Annotated in this window: 14 protein-coding genes; 5 read left to right on the plus strand and 9 right to left on the minus strand. The window is 41.8% G+C overall.

Annotated elements, in window-relative coordinates; genetic code table 11:
- Nucleotides 1-177: 177 nt before the first annotated feature.
- The 6 genes from AMR95_RS12120 to AMR95_RS12145 all read right to left on the minus strand — a co-directional run bounded on the left by AMR95_RS12120 (nucleotide 178) and on the right by AMR95_RS12145 (nucleotide 8150).
- The gene (locus tag AMR95_RS12120) at nucleotides 178-2244 is read right to left on the minus strand and encodes a beta-galactosidase (RefSeq protein WP_058838402.1); all 2067 of its coding nucleotides are present in this window, start codon (nucleotides 2242-2244) and stop codon (nucleotides 178-180) included.
- Between the two features lie 23 nt (nucleotides 2245-2267).
- On the minus strand, nucleotides 2268-3476 hold the full coding sequence (locus AMR95_RS12125; protein WP_058838403.1) for a glycoside hydrolase family 53 protein: 1209 nt from the start codon (nucleotides 3474-3476) through the stop codon (nucleotides 2268-2270).
- A gap of 11 nt (nucleotides 3477-3487) precedes the next feature.
- Nucleotides 3488-4330 (minus strand): sugar ABC transporter permease, encoded by an 843-nt coding sequence (locus tag AMR95_RS12130; RefSeq protein ID WP_041087477.1) that lies wholly within the window; start codon nucleotides 4328-4330, stop codon nucleotides 3488-3490.
- Nucleotide 4331: 1 nt separating this feature from the next.
- Entirely contained in the window at nucleotides 4332-5570 is a 1239-nt protein-coding gene (locus AMR95_RS12135) for a carbohydrate ABC transporter permease (RefSeq protein WP_058838404.1), read from the minus strand.
- A 146-nt stretch (nucleotides 5571-5716) separates the two neighbouring features.
- The gene (locus AMR95_RS12140) at nucleotides 5717-6982 is read right to left on the minus strand and encodes an extracellular solute-binding protein (protein ID WP_058838405.1); all 1266 of its coding nucleotides are present in this window, start codon (nucleotides 6980-6982) and stop codon (nucleotides 5717-5719) included.
- Nucleotides 6983-7154: 172 nt separating this feature from the next.
- Nucleotides 7155-8150 (minus strand): LacI family DNA-binding transcriptional regulator, encoded by a 996-nt coding sequence (locus tag AMR95_RS12145; protein WP_039182692.1) that lies wholly within the window; start codon nucleotides 8148-8150, stop codon nucleotides 7155-7157.
- A 172-nt stretch (nucleotides 8151-8322) separates the two neighbouring features.
- On the opposite strand from AMR95_RS12145, the gene AMR95_RS12150 reads away from it, so the two are divergent.
- Nucleotides 8323-9222 carry a LysR family transcriptional regulator gene (locus AMR95_RS12150; protein ID WP_041087486.1) on the plus strand — a complete coding sequence of 300 codons (900 nt, stop codon included), beginning with the start codon at nucleotides 8323-8325 and terminating at the stop codon, nucleotides 9220-9222.
- Between the two features lie 15 nt (nucleotides 9223-9237).
- Here the strand turns inward: AMR95_RS12150 and AMR95_RS12155 are convergent, their stop codons facing one another.
- The 3 genes from AMR95_RS12155 to AMR95_RS12165 form a co-directional block, all read right to left on the minus strand.
- Complete coding sequence (locus AMR95_RS12155; protein ID WP_039182688.1) at nucleotides 9238-10914, minus strand: hypothetical protein; 1677 nt, start codon at nucleotides 10912-10914, stop codon at nucleotides 9238-9240.
- 82 nt (nucleotides 10915-10996) lie between these two features.
- On the minus strand, nucleotides 10997-11407 hold the full coding sequence (locus tag AMR95_RS12160) for a hypothetical protein (protein ID WP_041087490.1): 411 nt from the start codon (nucleotides 11405-11407) through the stop codon (nucleotides 10997-10999).
- 12 nt (nucleotides 11408-11419) lie between these two features.
- A complete protein-coding gene (locus AMR95_RS12165) occupies nucleotides 11420-12913 on the minus strand; it encodes a lipase family protein (protein WP_411801716.1) in 1494 nt (497 codons plus the stop codon).
- A 98-nt stretch (nucleotides 12914-13011) separates the two neighbouring features.
- Here AMR95_RS12165 and AMR95_RS12170 point away from each other — a divergent pair, with 98 nt between their 5' ends.
- From AMR95_RS12170 to AMR95_RS12185, 4 genes are all read left to right on the plus strand, one after another.
- Nucleotides 13012-13512: a DUF1433 domain-containing protein gene (locus tag AMR95_RS12170; protein WP_058838407.1), complete on the plus strand. Its 501-nt coding sequence runs from the start codon at nucleotides 13012-13014 to the stop codon at nucleotides 13510-13512.
- Nucleotides 13513-13593: 81 nt separating this feature from the next.
- Nucleotides 13594-14076 (plus strand): DUF1433 domain-containing protein, encoded by a 483-nt coding sequence (locus AMR95_RS12175; RefSeq protein WP_058838408.1) that lies wholly within the window; start codon nucleotides 13594-13596, stop codon nucleotides 14074-14076.
- A gap of 63 nt (nucleotides 14077-14139) precedes the next feature.
- Complete coding sequence (locus tag AMR95_RS12180; protein ID WP_058838409.1) at nucleotides 14140-14631, plus strand: DUF1433 domain-containing protein; 492 nt, start codon at nucleotides 14140-14142, stop codon at nucleotides 14629-14631.
- 97 nt (nucleotides 14632-14728) lie between these two features.
- Nucleotides 14729-15664 carry a nucleoside hydrolase gene (locus tag AMR95_RS12185; RefSeq protein ID WP_058838410.1) on the plus strand — a complete coding sequence of 312 codons (936 nt, stop codon included), beginning with the start codon at nucleotides 14729-14731 and terminating at the stop codon, nucleotides 15662-15664.
- Nucleotides 15665-15734: the final 70 nt, after the last annotated feature.

A 15734-nucleotide genomic window follows, 5' to 3' on the forward strand; every position in this document is an offset into this window, starting at 1 on the left:
GCAACCGCTTTCATACCTATACAATGGTAAAAAAGGATGGAGAGACCAGTCGTAATGCGGCATCAAATATTGCAAAAAAATTTAGATAAAAAATAACTAATAAATTCACAGCGATAAATATGGGTATATATACTCATTAAAATCAAAAAGCGCCCAATAAATGGACGCTTCTTTCAATTATTTTTTCAGGATGACGTACTCGTAAGGATCAAGTTGAAGCTGCTCAGGCACTTGTTGGCCAGTCAGTATATTCTCATAGCTTGCCTCTGAATCTAGTGACATGTTCTGCTGCTCTTCTGAAAAATTCATCAAAAACACATAGTCCTGCGTACCGTCTGTTCGTTTTTGTACACTGACTCCTTCTGGAATTGCAGTGGATAGGACGGGCTGTATGCCAATGCCTGCGATAAGGTCTTCGTAAAACTCATCATAAAAAGCCTGTTCATTTTCTGAGGCCATATAGTATGCCTTCCCTTTTTCTAATGAACGGACAGTCAGGGCTGGCTGTCCTTCGTAGCAGCCATTCTCAAAATGCCCTAGCACAGAGGCCGTTTCAGGATGTATGGATTCGCAATATTGTCCGACATGATAGGTGCGTCCATTCCCTGTCGTCATTAACACATGTTCATCTGGCATCAAAGTGTTGATTTCCTCTGCCCAAATGCCAAGTACATGGCGGAGAGGACCAGGGAAACCGCCGAGGAAACAGAGATCATTTTCATCGACCATGCCGCTCCAGTAAGTCGCGATAAAAATGCCGCCCTCTTTGACAAAGGCTTCAATTTTTTCTGCAACGCCTGGTTTGATCATATAGAGCATTGGCCCAATGAGCACACGATAGGATGAGAAATCCTTTTCCATCCCGACAATGTCAACAGGGATGCCTTTTTTCCAAAAGCTTCGATAGTGAGTTTGACAAGCCTCTACATATCGTTTGTTTGTATTATTTAAGCCTTGCGCATCATCAATGGCCCAGTGGTTTTCCCAATCGTAAATGATGGCAACCTCTGGCTGAACGGATGTGCCCGCAATTGGCTGCAACTGCTCCAGTTGTTTTCCTAGATCAGCTACCTCTTGAAACACGCGCGTATGTTCATGGCCAGAATGATCGACAACGGCACCGTGGAATTTCTCAGAGGCGCCTCGACCTTGCCGCCACTGGAAATAAAGCACGGAGTCTGATCCGTGGGCAATGGCCTGCATGGCAGAAAGGTGTGCCATGCCTTGATGTTTGACCTTGTTGACTTCATGCCAGTTCACAAGGCTCGGCGTACTCTCCATGACGAGAAACGGCTGTCCGTCCTTTAATGAACGATACAAATCATGTACAAAGGCGACGTTTGATGCTAATTCGGCCGTTGTTTCTCTGCCGCTATGCCAAGCAGGATAGCTATCCCATGAGATCACATCGACCTCTTTAGCAAATTGATGATAATCCAGCCCAAGGAATGGACGCATATGTGGATAGTCACCCATAAAGTTCGTGGTTACTGGGATATGAGGCGTCAATTCCCGCAGCGGTTCAATTTCATTTTGATAAAAATTAATCGTTTGCGCTGTGACAAAGCGTTTCCAATCCAGGTTCATGCCGTGAATCATGTGCTCCCCGTGTGGTGCGGGAGACTCGATTTGTGACCAATCACTATACGTGTGGCTCCAAAATCCTGTCCACCATGCTTGATTCAAAGCCTCAAGATCATGATTGTATTTGTCCTTCAAATAGTCTCGAAATGCTTCCTGGCAAAGATCGCAATGACACTCGCCGCCGTACTCATTTGAAATGTGCCACATGATCAGTGCTGGATGATCCTTGTAGCGTTCCGCAAGCAGCCGGTTGAGTGTGTTCGTTTTCTCTCGATAAACCGGAGAGGTGAAGCAATGATTATGGCGCAGTCCATGTAAGTTACGCTGACGATTCGCTTCGACGCGCAATACTTCTGGATATGTTTGCGACAGCCAAGCAGGTCTTGCCCCGCTTGGCGTAGCGAGAATGGCGTGTGCCCCCTGCGCTGCCAAGCGGTCCATAATGTCATCCAGCCAAGCAAAGTCATATTGACCTTCTTTTGGCTCTAGCTTACTCCATGCGAATATGTTGATGGAGAATGTTTGACAGTGTGCAAGCTTCATTAATCGAAAATCTTCGTCAATGATCTCTGGCATATGGAGCCATTGATCTGGATTGTAATCGCCACCATGCAAAAAGCCTTTCACATTTGGGTGAACGAGTGGGTAACGCTTTCCCATTTTGTCACGTCCTATCCTTTTAGTTACGGTGTCATTTGTTTAAATACATCAAGAGAAGGTAGTGCTTTTCCGTTGAAATCAAACATCGCTTGATTTTCCCACGCATTTCCGACAGTACCGGTGGTTTGAATATAAGCGAGCCCGTATTGACTAGACCACGGAGCACCTTTCGCTGGAATCCAAAGCGGCTCCCAATAAAAGAATCCTTTTCCGCGGTTGTTGTTTACTTTTGAAATCTTTTCGGATAGATCTCGTATAAAAGATGCCTGGCCTTGAGGTGAGGCTGGATAGCCGGCTGTGTTGACAGAGTCTTGATTAAATGAGTTATCTAGGTTGTCACCGTTTGCTGTCGTAAAGCCGTAAGCAGTTTCCACCACGATGACGTCTTTGTTATAGCGGGCACTAATATCATTCATATTGGACGTAAGACCGCTAAAGCCGCCGTCCCAATACGGGTAATAAGATAAACCGATTGTATCGAATGAGACGCCTCGTTTTGTGATTTCATCAAACCACCAGCGGGATGCACCATTGTCTCCGCCATGTGCAAGGTGAAGCATGATTTTGATGTTTGAATCGACAGAGCGGACGGCATTTGTGCCAGCTTTTAGCAAAGCAGCGAGCCGATCAAATTCACCACCGCCTTCACCCCAGCTTTTTCCGTTTGGCCACAGCATACCTGAGTTCAACTCATTCCCGACCTGAACCATATTCGGCAAGGCATTTTGCGCTCTCATCGCTTTGAGCACATCGCCTGTGTAAGTGCCGACTGCTTTTTCTAAATCACTTTGTGAGAGGGACGCCCACGCTTTCGGTTTGAATTGTTTACCCGGATCCGTCCAGAAATCACTATAGTGAAAATCAAGCAGCACTTTCATATTTTGTGCTTTTGCACGTTTCGATAAAGCGATGGCTGTATTGAGATCATTTGTCCCGCCGTTATAGGCACGGTCTTGATTGTCATATGGATGGTTCCACAGTCTGATACGCACATAGTTGACGCCTTTATCCTTTAATAGCTTGAGCGGATCAACCTGCTGTCCGTTCTGGTTGTAGTATCTGCCACCGCTTTTCTCTACTTCTGCAAGCATAGAGATATCGGCTCCTTTGATGAAATCACCTTGCAATCCATTGATCGGCTGAACAGAAATCGCATCTGCCTTAGCTTCAGGCAAAACACCTAACCCTATCAGAAAGAAAAAGGCAACAGTGACAAGCAACCATTTCTTCATCAAATCTCCCCTTATCCTTTTGTCCCGCCTTGTGTGAGGCCGGACACAAATTGTTTTTGTAAAACAAGGAACAATAAAGCGACTGGAATCGCAATGAGTAAAGCCCCGGCTGCAAAGGTCGTGTAGCTGGCACCCATTTTATCTGACACAAGATTGTACAGACCGATTGGGAGCGTATACATTTCGGGTGAGCGGACAATGACACTGGAGATGATGAAATCACCCAGTGGTCCTGTAAATGAGTTGATCGCGACAACAGCTAAGATGGGCTTAGCGAGCGGCATAATAATTTGGATAAAAATCCGGAAATGCCCTGCGCCATCCATTCTGGCTGATTCATCGAGATCCTTCGGAATCGCATCAAGATAGCCTTTCATTAAATACGTATTCATCGGAATTTGTCCACCTGCATAAATCAAAATCAGGGCAAGGTGGCTATTAATGAGTCCAAGCATTTGAGCAAGAACAAAAATCGCAATCAGCGCTGAAAATTGAGGAATCATTTGCAGCAGCAAAAAGAGCATCAGCCCATTTTTCCGTCCTTTGAAGCGGAATCTGGAAAAGGCATAGCCTGTAAAACTAACAAGAATCAGCGTTAAAACCATAGTGGCAATACTGATCTTCATTGAGTTCCAATACCATTTTGCATAAAGTGCCCCCTGACCGAAGAACAGCTCGGTGAAATGGCTGAACGTTGGATTCTTCGGAAACATACTGGTACTCATCAGGCTGTTCCCAGGATTAAAGGAAGCACCGATCGTCCAAAGCAGTGGATATAGAATACAAATGGAGGCAATGAAAAGGATAAAATAAGTGATGCTCAGGCGAATGAGCTTATTTTGTTTTGATCCCATATCACATCATGTCCTCCTCTTTGAATGAATTCGTTCTCTTAAACTGCCAGAGTGCAATGGCGATGACAAAGATTGAAAGTAAGATCGTGACTGCGGCAGCAAGTGCATATTGAGAAGACTGCATCGTGAGTTTGTAAATCCAAGAAACCAAGATGTCCGTTCCCCCAGCAGTTGAGCCAGCCACAGGCGGTCCTCCACCATTAAATAAGTAGATGATATTAAAGTTGTTAAAGTTAAACGTATATTGCGTGATTAATATAGGCGCAATGGAATAAAGGACAAGCGGTAACGTGATGGACCGGAATTTCTGAAAGAAGTTTGCCCCATCAATGGTCGCAGCTTCGTATAGATCCTCTGGAATCGCCTGTAAAACACCGGTTGTCATAATGAAAACAAAAGGGAATCCAAGCCAAGACTGCATCGCGATGAGGGCGATTTTGCTCCAAAATGGATCTGTTAGCCATGGTTTTGGATCAATCCCAATCGATGCAAAAAGTGTGTTGTTAATGGCTCCAAATGTATCGTTGAACAGTCCGGCAAACACCAAAATGGTCACAAAACCTGGAACAGCCCAAGGAAGAATCAAAATCGTTCTAAAAAAACGTTTTCCCTTTAAATCCTTCTGGTTGAGCAGAACCGCTAGAAAGATGCCAATGGCACATTGAAGGGTCGACGCAGCCAACGTCCATACGACGGTCCAGCCAAGTACATCAATGAAAGTGTCTCTCCAAATATCAATTGAAAAGATATTTTGAAAGTTCTTAATCCCTACCCAATCAATCAGATTGGCAGGAGGCGAGTGGTATAGATCGTAGTTCGTAAAAGCCAGCGCAAAGCTGAACATAATAGGAAAGACAACAGAGAATAGAAGTAAAAAGAAAGCAGGAGTGCTCATTAAGTAAGGAAAGCCTTGGTCGATAAGCTGATGATATTGAGCTCGGATGGAATGAAGCGGATCCCCTTGATCACGTTTTTTTCCGTTTATAAAAGCGTCACGCATCATGAGTACGTAAAAGCCGATACCAAAACCAGCTGTTAACAGTGCAATAATCCCTTTTGCCAAAAGAAAAACAGAGTTGTCACGAGGCAGCATCGTACCTAGTGTGAACAGCCCCCAGAAGCCAATATTAAATAAATCATAAAATACGATGATAAAAGAGACGCCGAATAGGAAAAAAAGTGCCCCTTTGCCGTACTGTTTATTGTATATCTGCCCCATCCCGGGTATAAGGGAGAACATTAGCGCCCGTCTCCGGTGTGTCTTTGATTCCACTATGTGTGTGCGGTCTAGTTCAAGGTTACCCGTCACGTCTAACACCTACTTCATATGAAATTAGATCAAATACGGGCAGCTTGATAGACTTAAAGGCTACCCGTGTTTGATAATTATTTGGAGTGATTTGCTTTGATTTGAGAGTCGATTTGATTGACCGCATCATCAAATGCCTTTTTCACATCTGTTCGTCCGGTTGCAATGAGGCCTAATGCGCTGTCAATCGGCTTCCACACCTCTGCCATTTCAGGGGTATTCGGTGTCAGTGTGGCATATTTCGTTTGTTTTGAAACAGCATCCGCATTGACGTTTTCAGTAATAATTGGATCCTTCATCAGCTTTTTCACTGGTGGAATTTCCTCTGTTACTTCAAATCGCTTCTTCGAATTTTTTTCATTCGTGATAAACTCAACAAATTTCTCAGCAAGGTCTTTATTTTTAGAATAAGAGGAGACGTTGTAGCTCTTTACACCTAAGAATGAACTCATATGCTTTCCGTTCGGGAGTGTTGGCAGCTCTGTTACGCCATAGTCAATTCCAGCTTCTTTATATGGACCAAATGACCATGGACCAGAAATGACAGCTGCCGCCTTTTTCTCTGTGAATAAGGAGTTGAGGACATTGATTCCTTGTTCACCAATGATACCTTTCGGGAAAAGTCCTTCGCTAAAGAATTTTTGAATGTATTTTCCGCCTTCGATGGCGCCATTGTTGTTCAGGCCAATATCATTCACATCATAGGAGCCATCGCTTTTCTGTTTGAAAATATAGCCCCCTGATCCGCCTAACACACTTTGTGCATAGTAAATTTCATCCCATTTCGCAACAAAACCGTATTTCCCGTCTTTTGTCAGCTTTTTCGAAAGGTCATACCAGTCATCAAGTGTAGTTGGTGCCTTTTTGACAAGGTCTTTGTTATAGAAAAGCACAGTCGTTTCAACGGATTTCGGAAGGCCATACAGCTTGCCGTCTACCGTTTGTGATTGAATGGATTCGTCTGTAAAGGAATCGATTACTTTTTGATCAGGCTTGATTTCCTGTAACAGCCCCTCAGTGACAGCTGATCCAATTTGATCGTGAGGCATTGTGATGACGTCTGGGCCTGTCCCGGCTGCTCCATCAAGGCGGAGAGCTTCGATTTGGTCAGCATACGCTTTTTCGACCACTTTGATTTTCACATTGTTTTGTTTTTCGAATTCTTTTACAGCGTCTTGAATCCCATCAGACTTTTTGACATCCTCCCATACTAGCAAGGTCTTTGTACCTGTAGATGCTGGCTGACTCCCGCTTGAATTGTCATCTCCTGGCCCGCATGCTGAAAGCAGAAGCACAGCAGTACCAACGACTGCTGATAATGTCGCCCATTTTCCCTTTTTCATTGGTAATCCCCTCTCGTTCTTTTTTCACAGATGATAAGAAAACGCTTTCTTAATGTGAGAATATCAACTTAAGTAAAAAAAGTAAACATATTTTATTAAATTTATTAAGTAAAATTTTTTACTCATATAGAGAGAAAAGAAGCCCTCCATATTAGGAGGGGCTTCCAGTTGATTATATGGTGCTTTTTCGAAAAACAGGCTCTGAGGCAATCAGAACAGTTTTAGGCAATGTTCTGCCGTCCACAAGTCTTTCTAAAAGTAAATCGATCGCTGTCTCACAAAGTAATGACGTATGGATATGATACGTGGTGAGCGGCGGCGACACATATTGAGATACATGAATATCGTTGATACTAAAAACGCTGACGCGATTCGGCAGAGAAAATCCGCGCTCATTTAATGCTTGTAAGCAGCCAATGGCAAGAGGGTCACTAGCGACACAAAAAGCGGTGGGCAGATCATCACCAAGCTCATCAATCGCCTTCATCATGAGCGCATAGCCTTCATCGACTGAGAAATGGTGGCCGATATAGACCAATCGCTCATCAAGCATATGGCGGGCAAGCATGTATTCACGGAAAGTCGTTTCACGAATATCTGGAATGTGCACATTCGTATTGAGATCAAGATCTGTGCCGCCAATGAATCCAATGGATGAGTGTTCTTTTTCGATAAAAGAATCGACGATCTTTTCAACAATTCGTTTCAGGTTCGGCTTTACAGAATCAAAACGATCTTCATCCGGTGTCGTATCAATAAAGACAATGTGCGGAGTGACCGCATATAATTGGTCAAGCTCTGACGTTTTAAATCGGCCGATGGCGATGATCCCTTCTGTAGCAGGATCAATGGAATGAAGCCCATCAGAAGGATTGTAAGCGGTGACATTTAAGCTCCGAGTATTGGTGAGTTCCTCAATGCCGAGTCGAATGGATTTAAAATAAATATCTTCAAGCTCTTCCTTTTCGGTCATCCAATAGAGAAAGGCGATTTTTTTTAATGAATGTTTGAATGTCTTCTTTTGGTAGGACAAAGCTTCTGCGGCGGCATATACTTTTTCGCGTGTTTGATCGGTGACAGATAGGTTGGGATCTTGGTTCAGTACGCGAGATACCGTTGCAATGGATAAGCCTGCTTTTTCTGCAATGTCCTTTATTTTAGCTGCCAAATCAGCACCTCCTATAGAAAATATCTCCTCTTAGTATAGAGTCTTTAAAAAAATTAGTAAATATTTTTATTAAATTGTTTTCGTTTAGGCGGTTCTTTACGTGCTGGAAAGGAATTAGTAAGATATATATATGTAAGGTGTTGGATTAAGATTTCTGATAGGAGAGGGACCGATGTATTACGATGCACTGAAGACATTTGTAACAGTGGTGGAGGAGAAGAACTTTACAAAAGCAGCCCAAAAGCTGCGGATTTCTCAGCCGAGTGTTAGTCTTCATATTAAGAACTTGGAGCAGGAATTCCAGACCGTTCTGCTGAATCGTTCGCCAAAGCAATTAACCGTTACACCAACTGGGGATATGCTGTACCATCGATCAAAACAAATCATTCGTCTCTATGAACAGGCGAAGCAGGACATTTATGAGCATCATCATTTGGCAAGAGGAAAGCTGACCATCGGGGCGAGCTTCACAATTGGTGAGTATGTGCTGCCGCAAATATTGGCGGAGTTTCATCAGCTCTATCCGCATGTTGATATTGAGGTGGTCATTGATAATACAGAGGCGATCGCCGGACACGTCCGTTTATTCCATGTCGATATCGGTTTGATCGAAGGACAAACCAATGACAAAGAGCTTTCTGTAGAAACTTTTCTAGAGGACGAGCTGTATATTGTGGCGCCATTAGATCATCCTTTTGCCAAGAAAAAAGATGTCACCATTGATCAATTACAAAACGAAACATGGATCACGAGAGAAGAGGGATCAGGGACAGGAGAATATTTACAGCATGTCCTGAAATCAAATGGACTGAAAGCACGAACCTTTGTGACCTTTAGCAGCAATCAAGCCATTAAAGAAGCTGTGATCCACGGAATGGGTCTTTCTGTTTTATCTAAATATGTCCTCCAGCGAGGCAGCATTGGCGGTGAATTGGCTGTTATTTCTGTGAGAGGCATGGATTTCAAACGAAAATTCTCCTATGTCGAGTCACCGATGACTGGGGGAAATAAAAATAAGGAATTGCTCGTTGAATTGTTAAGGAAAGAGAAAAAAGGAGCTTCTCCACAATAGGAGAAGCTTCTTTTTTTATAACCCTTTGATTTTAATTTCATCGACTGGAAGGAAGATTTCACCTGTATCTGTATATTTCATGGTGACCTGATCGCCCTCTTTTAAATAGATGACGAGAGGTTCTTTTTCAGATGACATAGTGTAGCTTTTTCCATCGTCTAGCAGGAAGGTGACGGTTGTATAATCACCGGTCTTTTCTTTGTAGACTCGTTTGACCTTTCCTGCTGCTTCTTTCTTTTCTTGCTTAGAGGAACTGTTAACGGTACCGCCGCCTTTTTGCAGAGCTGTTTTATAGGCTCTCAGTGCTTCGTTTGGTGTAGAAGCGTACGCAGCGATTTCTGGATTGGCTGCAGAAACGATAAAGTAGTTTTGCAGGAATCCATTTGAATCGAGAACCGGTGTGAGCCAGCTGGCTTCACCATAGAAATTATAGAGAATCGGCATGCGCCCTTTCCATTTCTTCTCGATGAATCGTTTCTCAATAATTTGCAGAGCGCCCTGAGAATCCATATAGGATTCTTCAAGATTTCCGGTATAATAAGTCGCTTTTCCTGTCCGGGCATTTGTGAGGGCATATCCGAGCATGGAATCAACGCCCTCTTTCGGACTTGTGAAATCTGTGAAGTAATACATATCTCCTTTTGAATCAAACACTGGGCTCACATTGGCTTCCGTTCCTTCATCGGAAGGCAGCTTTACATCTGACTTCCCAAACATACTGTTCCAGAACCCGTGAATATAGTTTCCGAAATAGCTGTTTTGCAGGCTGACCGCCTCTGGTGAAACAGCACCGTCGATAAAGGCAGGTACTTGATCTAGAGCATATTTCTTCGTGGCACCCGTTTTGGCATCAACAACGACCACACCGGAAGCTTTAAAGCCGTTTCGTGCAGAGATGAAATCGCCATACGTTTGAATGTAATAAGGCTTGCCGTCATCATTGATTTCCAGCTGTGTATCGCCGTAGAAAATCAAATCTGGGTACTGGAGACGGATATGCCGCTCAATTTCTTTGTTGAAATAGGAGGAAGGCGTATAAACCATCTCCGTCTTCACGAACTTTGGATTAGCAGATGAGTCAGTCGCGCTTAATGTAAAGTAACCCGGCGTGCTGCCTGCACGAATCCATTTAAAGAAGTCCGAGAATTCCACCGGAGCGATGTAAACATACTCACCGTTGACCTTCTGAATTTGCAAGCTGCCAAGCTCATAGTAGCTTGTATTTGGAACCTGTCCGAACGATTTCTTCATTTTATTACGAGCAAATTGAGGCGGTACACTCGCAGGTGTTTCTGTCTCTTCAAACGCTTTGATTTCTACTTTTTGCTCCATTTTGGAGACATCGAATTTCTCATTCGCATTGAATAGAAAAGCTGTCGCCATATAAACACCGAGCAGTAATAGAATAAGGAACAGCACGCCTTTGATTTTACGCTCCAATCCAACTGACAAAAAGGCGCCTGCTGCTGTCACAACAAGACCAATCAGCCATAGGGAGGAAGGGTTCCGATCTAAATTGGTGATGTAATAGAAAACAAAAATACCGATCATAAACAGTAAAGCAAGGCCAGCAATCCACATGAACGGCACCTGCTGTTCTGTTCCTTTCTTTCTTATAATCAACCTAATTGGTGTGAGCAAAAGGGTCAGGACAAGACCGATCACAACCGAAAATAACAGAATATATCCCACAAACAGATCTCCTTTCAAATCAATCACTCTTTTAGTATATACGAGTGAGGCGGGGAAAAGATTCATCGGATGGAAGGTTCATCTAAATGCCAATCGAGTTGATGGCGGAACGAACATCTTCTTTCAGTTCGTAAAACTTGAGTCTTTGTTCAATTTTTTCTATTAAGGCATCAATGGCTTGACCTGACATATGTGTTTGGATGCGATTTTGATGTGTATACACTTTGATCTGAAGTTCATCGATTAGATCTAAAATTTTTTCCGCTTCTTGACGGTCATCTGCAAACTCATTTTGAAGCTGATGTCGGATGGCTCTGATAAGTGCTGTTTTCTGTTCTTCTTTGATCTTTGCTTTCAAAGCTGCCAGCTCTGCTGGTGTCATGTCTTCCGTGTCAAAGTTTGCTTTTGAGAAGATGGAGCTTGATGTATGCGTATCTGTCATTCTTTGCAAAAAACGATCTGCATCTGTTGGTTGTTTCTTTGAAAATTCCATTTATCGTACTCCTTAAGAAATACCCATGTTCTTCGCCAGGGCTATATCTGCATCGTGGTATTGTTTTCCAAGATCGCTCATATCATCTGATAGTGAGTCCATCCACCTTTTCATATTCATAGCGCTATCAATCGCTGTATCATACTTTTTGACCGAATAGAACTCATTTTCAAGACCCTCTGTTTTTAAGTGGCGAATCACGGCATCTACATCTGAAGCCGTCAGCTGATCATACGAACCGAAACCGACAATTTGTTTGTATCTCGAACGAACTCGTTCTACCGATTGATCTACTTTGTCATCGAGTTTCTCAATTTTGCGAATGATTTGCTGCATATGGTGATCGGCATATGTCGAGAATTTACGCCCTGTGTTCATGAGAACGTGGGACTTAATTAAAATCGCCACTACACTATGCGGATCAACATTAGATTGACCCAACTGTTGTAACATGGCCGTAGTAAGAGAAGGATTTTTTTTCAACATATCATCAATGGTTTGAACGGAGCCATCTGGCGAAAAGGTATAACGATCTAATCCATGGCTGCCAGCGAGGGCTTCAAGAAATAAATTCGCATCCAGTGAAGGATTCACACTCATTGCCCGATTGAGGAGGTCTTTTATGAATTGGACGGCTTTTGAGGAGTCCTCGGAGTAATCGACGCCTTCAGGGAGAGCGGCATCATACATCACTTTCACTCGACCGATTTCTGTCGTATGCCGATTTAAAAGAGAAAGCCCGTCATTGAGATTGATATATTCTGTTAATCTACTGCGGTAATCACCTTTTAATGCTTTAGCTTGTAGACCATCCGATAGATTTGGGTAAATATTCGGATTCTCAAAGGTGACCCCGCCTTGAATAAAATCATTTTTGACAAGAACATAGGAAGCATTTGACCCGCCAAGCGAATGCCCTGTCACATACATCTTCGCATTCGGCATTTTCTTATGGATTTCTTTCGCATACCGATCCGCTTGAACCATTTGATTCTCTGCACCATGCTCAAATGGGATATTTTTAATCAGATACTTTGTATCCGAAACCATCCAATCTTGAACAATTTCATTTGTATAGGCGGTTGTGCCTGTTGTCAACTTAGTCGTCACTTCCTGTGAACCCTTCGACCGACTAAAAGGAGGCAGCTTCGTCAAAATGGTAGAAAGAAGATCATCTGACTCTTTTTTTCCATGTTTTTTAATGGTATCTTTATATTGGTCTGCACCAATAGGTTCTGAGCCACGGTAGGCGATGACTGCGTTTTTGATTTTGGTGAGGTCTTTGCCGCCATTAGAACGATCAAAATCTTCTTCGGAAACGATAGTTAGTGTATTAAGTCCTTTATTTGTTTCTTTATAATCAACCACATACATAGTCTTATTTTTACTAATTTCTATCTCACTAGAAATTCTATAGTAATCTATATTATAAGATGCGTTTGAAATAAGATTATAGTCTTTGGCGGAAAGTTCTTTTCGAGATGGGCTTTTAGGCAAAATTGTCACTCCTGTAATATTTATCTTATTTATTATAATATATAGTATGAATGATATCTATAAAAAGAGGATTTAAATCCTCAAGATTAATAAAGGTGGATTATCGAATGAAAAACACAATAAAAGTTGTGCTTATATTGTTTACTATCGTTATTATTTTAATAATTTCTCTTATTCTCCAACAAGATAAGAAAGAAAAATCGAATAATTCAGGGGGGGAAACTGTTGTGAAAGAGAAAAGCGATCAAGAAAAAGCAGAAGAATTCGCAGAGAAAATGAAACCAAAAATAGAAGAAAGATTACATAAAAAAGATATCCATCATTTTATAGAGAAAATTACATTCAAAAAAAAGGTAGTCATAAGTCCAATGGGATATGTAACAGTTGATGGTTATATAAATGATGATGCTGAAAAATTTTATTTCTCAGCATCATTAATACATAAATCTAACGAAATTGGTTCAATGAGCTATTCTCCAGAGTTGTCTTATAGGTTTAAAGACTGGGATAAGTATAAAGATGAGCCTGATATAAAAGAAAACTACCTTAATAGACTTTCTGAAAAAGAACGAGAGCAATATCTAAAGGATATTGGAGAAAAAGAGTAAAACAGGTACTAGCTTACCTGTTTTTATTTTGTCAAATTCAATAGTCGGCTGATTAATGTTCATTAAGGAGTTTTGTGTTTTATGAGAAATATTATGAAACTTACTATTATAATTGTGGCCGTCATTATCTCAGTAACTGCGTTCATTGTAGAGTACATTAATAAGAGTCTATCAGATGAAGTAGTGGAAGAGAAAAGCGACCAAGAAAGAGCAGAAGAGTATGCAAAGAAGATGAAGCCAAAAATTGAAGAGGATTTACGTGAGTCTGATATTCACGGATTTATAAAAAAAATCACCTTCAAAAATCAAGTAACGATCAATCCGATGGGGCACATCATTATTAGAGGATATATCAATGATGAACCCGAGAGATTTAGTTTCGAAGCATTGTTGAGATATGAATCTGGTAAGGTTGATTCAATGAGTTATGACCCTGATTTATCAGACCGCTTTATAGATTGGGAAGAATATAAAGATGAGCCGGAAGTGAAAGAAAATTACCTTAAAAGTTTTACTAAGGAGGAACGTGAACAGTATCTGAGAGACATTGGAGAAAAAAAGTAAAACAGGTATTTATGTACCTGTTTTTTTTATGTTTCATTCATAAAAAAGGTGGAAGTGCTAGATATGAAAAATACAATAAAACTTGTTGCTGTATTAGTTGTGATCATTCTTGTCTCAGTGATTTCGTTAATCGTTCAGCACAATAAGCAAAGTCAAACAAATGTAAATGTAGAGGTAAAAGAAAAAAGCGACCAAGAAAAAGCAGAAGAGCTTGCAGAGGAGATGAAACCTAAGATTGAAGAGCATTTACATAAAAGAGACATTCATCACTTTATTAAAACCATAACGTTTGAAAAAGATGTGACCATTAACCCCATGGGAGATATTAATATTGATGGATATGTGAATGATGAGCCGGAGAAGTACGATTTTTCAGCATCCTTACAGTATAGAGCTAAAAAAATAGGTTCGATGAGTTATTCTTACGAGTTATCAATTCGCTTCAGGGACTGGGAAAAATATAAAGATGAACCGGAATTAAAAGAAGATTTTTTAAAGAGTCTATCCAAAAAAGAACGCGAACAATATCTTAAAGACATTGGAGAAAAAGAGTAATAACAAGTAAGTAATTTCCGATTAACCCTAAATAATTGACAAGGCATATGCTATCATTCACCTAACAACACTTACAAACAAGGGAGAGATTTCACCCATGGTAAATACAAAGAAATTGATCTTGGATGTAGATACTGGAATCGATGATGCGATTGGGATTTTGCTGGCAGTGAAAAGTAAGCAGTTTGATATGTTGGGGATTACAACGGTGTGCGGGAATGTGTCTGTCGATACCGCTACTTTGAATACGTGTAAAGTGCTTGAGCTGGTTGAGGCAGATAACATTCCTGTCATCAAAGGTTCAGCAACCCCTCTTTTAAGAGCACCTCATTATGAACATCGGGTACACGGTGAGGATGGAATTGGCGGCGCTTTAAAGGACGCCCGTCCTAAGAAGACCGCAGATGCTGGTTTTGCGCCTGATTTTATCATTGAACAAGTGCTGCAGTATTCGAAGCAGGTCACGCTTGTGTTGACAGGGCCCTTAACGAATTTAGCCCTTGCGGTAAAAAAATGCCCTGAGCTGATTCATCATGTGAAAGAGGTCATTTTTATGGGGGGAGTCGTGCAGGGACAGGGGAATGTCACACCGGTTGCGGAATTTAATACATATGCAGATCCAGAAGCGGCAAAATTGGTGCTGGAGGCTGGATTCCCTTCATTGACTCAAGTAGGGCTGGATGTCACGAGACAGGTCTTGTTAACGGATGAGAGAATCGATGCCATTCAAAATGAAACGTTGGCAGCTTACATCAGAGAGAGTACAAGCATTTACCGCCAGCGCTATTTTGAGCGCAATGGTGTGTGGGCGTGTGCCATGCATGATCCGCTTGCTGTCAGTCTTGCCATTAACAAGGAGCTTGTAAGCACACAGGCTTTTCATGTAGAAGTGGAGACGAAGAGTGAGTTTTGTGACGGTCAAATGATCTGTGATTTTCAGCACCAATGGGAAAAAGAGCGCAATGTCCAAGTGTGTATGGATGTAGATGCTGAAGCTTTTTTTGATTTATTGATCAAAACGATGAATTCATAAAAAAGAAGTCTGTGCAAACAGGCTTCTTTTTTATAAGATGGGAACATGAGGAAATGTATGCGTTCACATG

This window comes from Bacillus sp. G1(2015b), from assembly GCF_001482475.1.
Taxonomy (GTDB): domain Bacteria; phylum Bacillota; class Bacilli; order Bacillales; family Bacillaceae; genus Bacillus; species Bacillus safensis.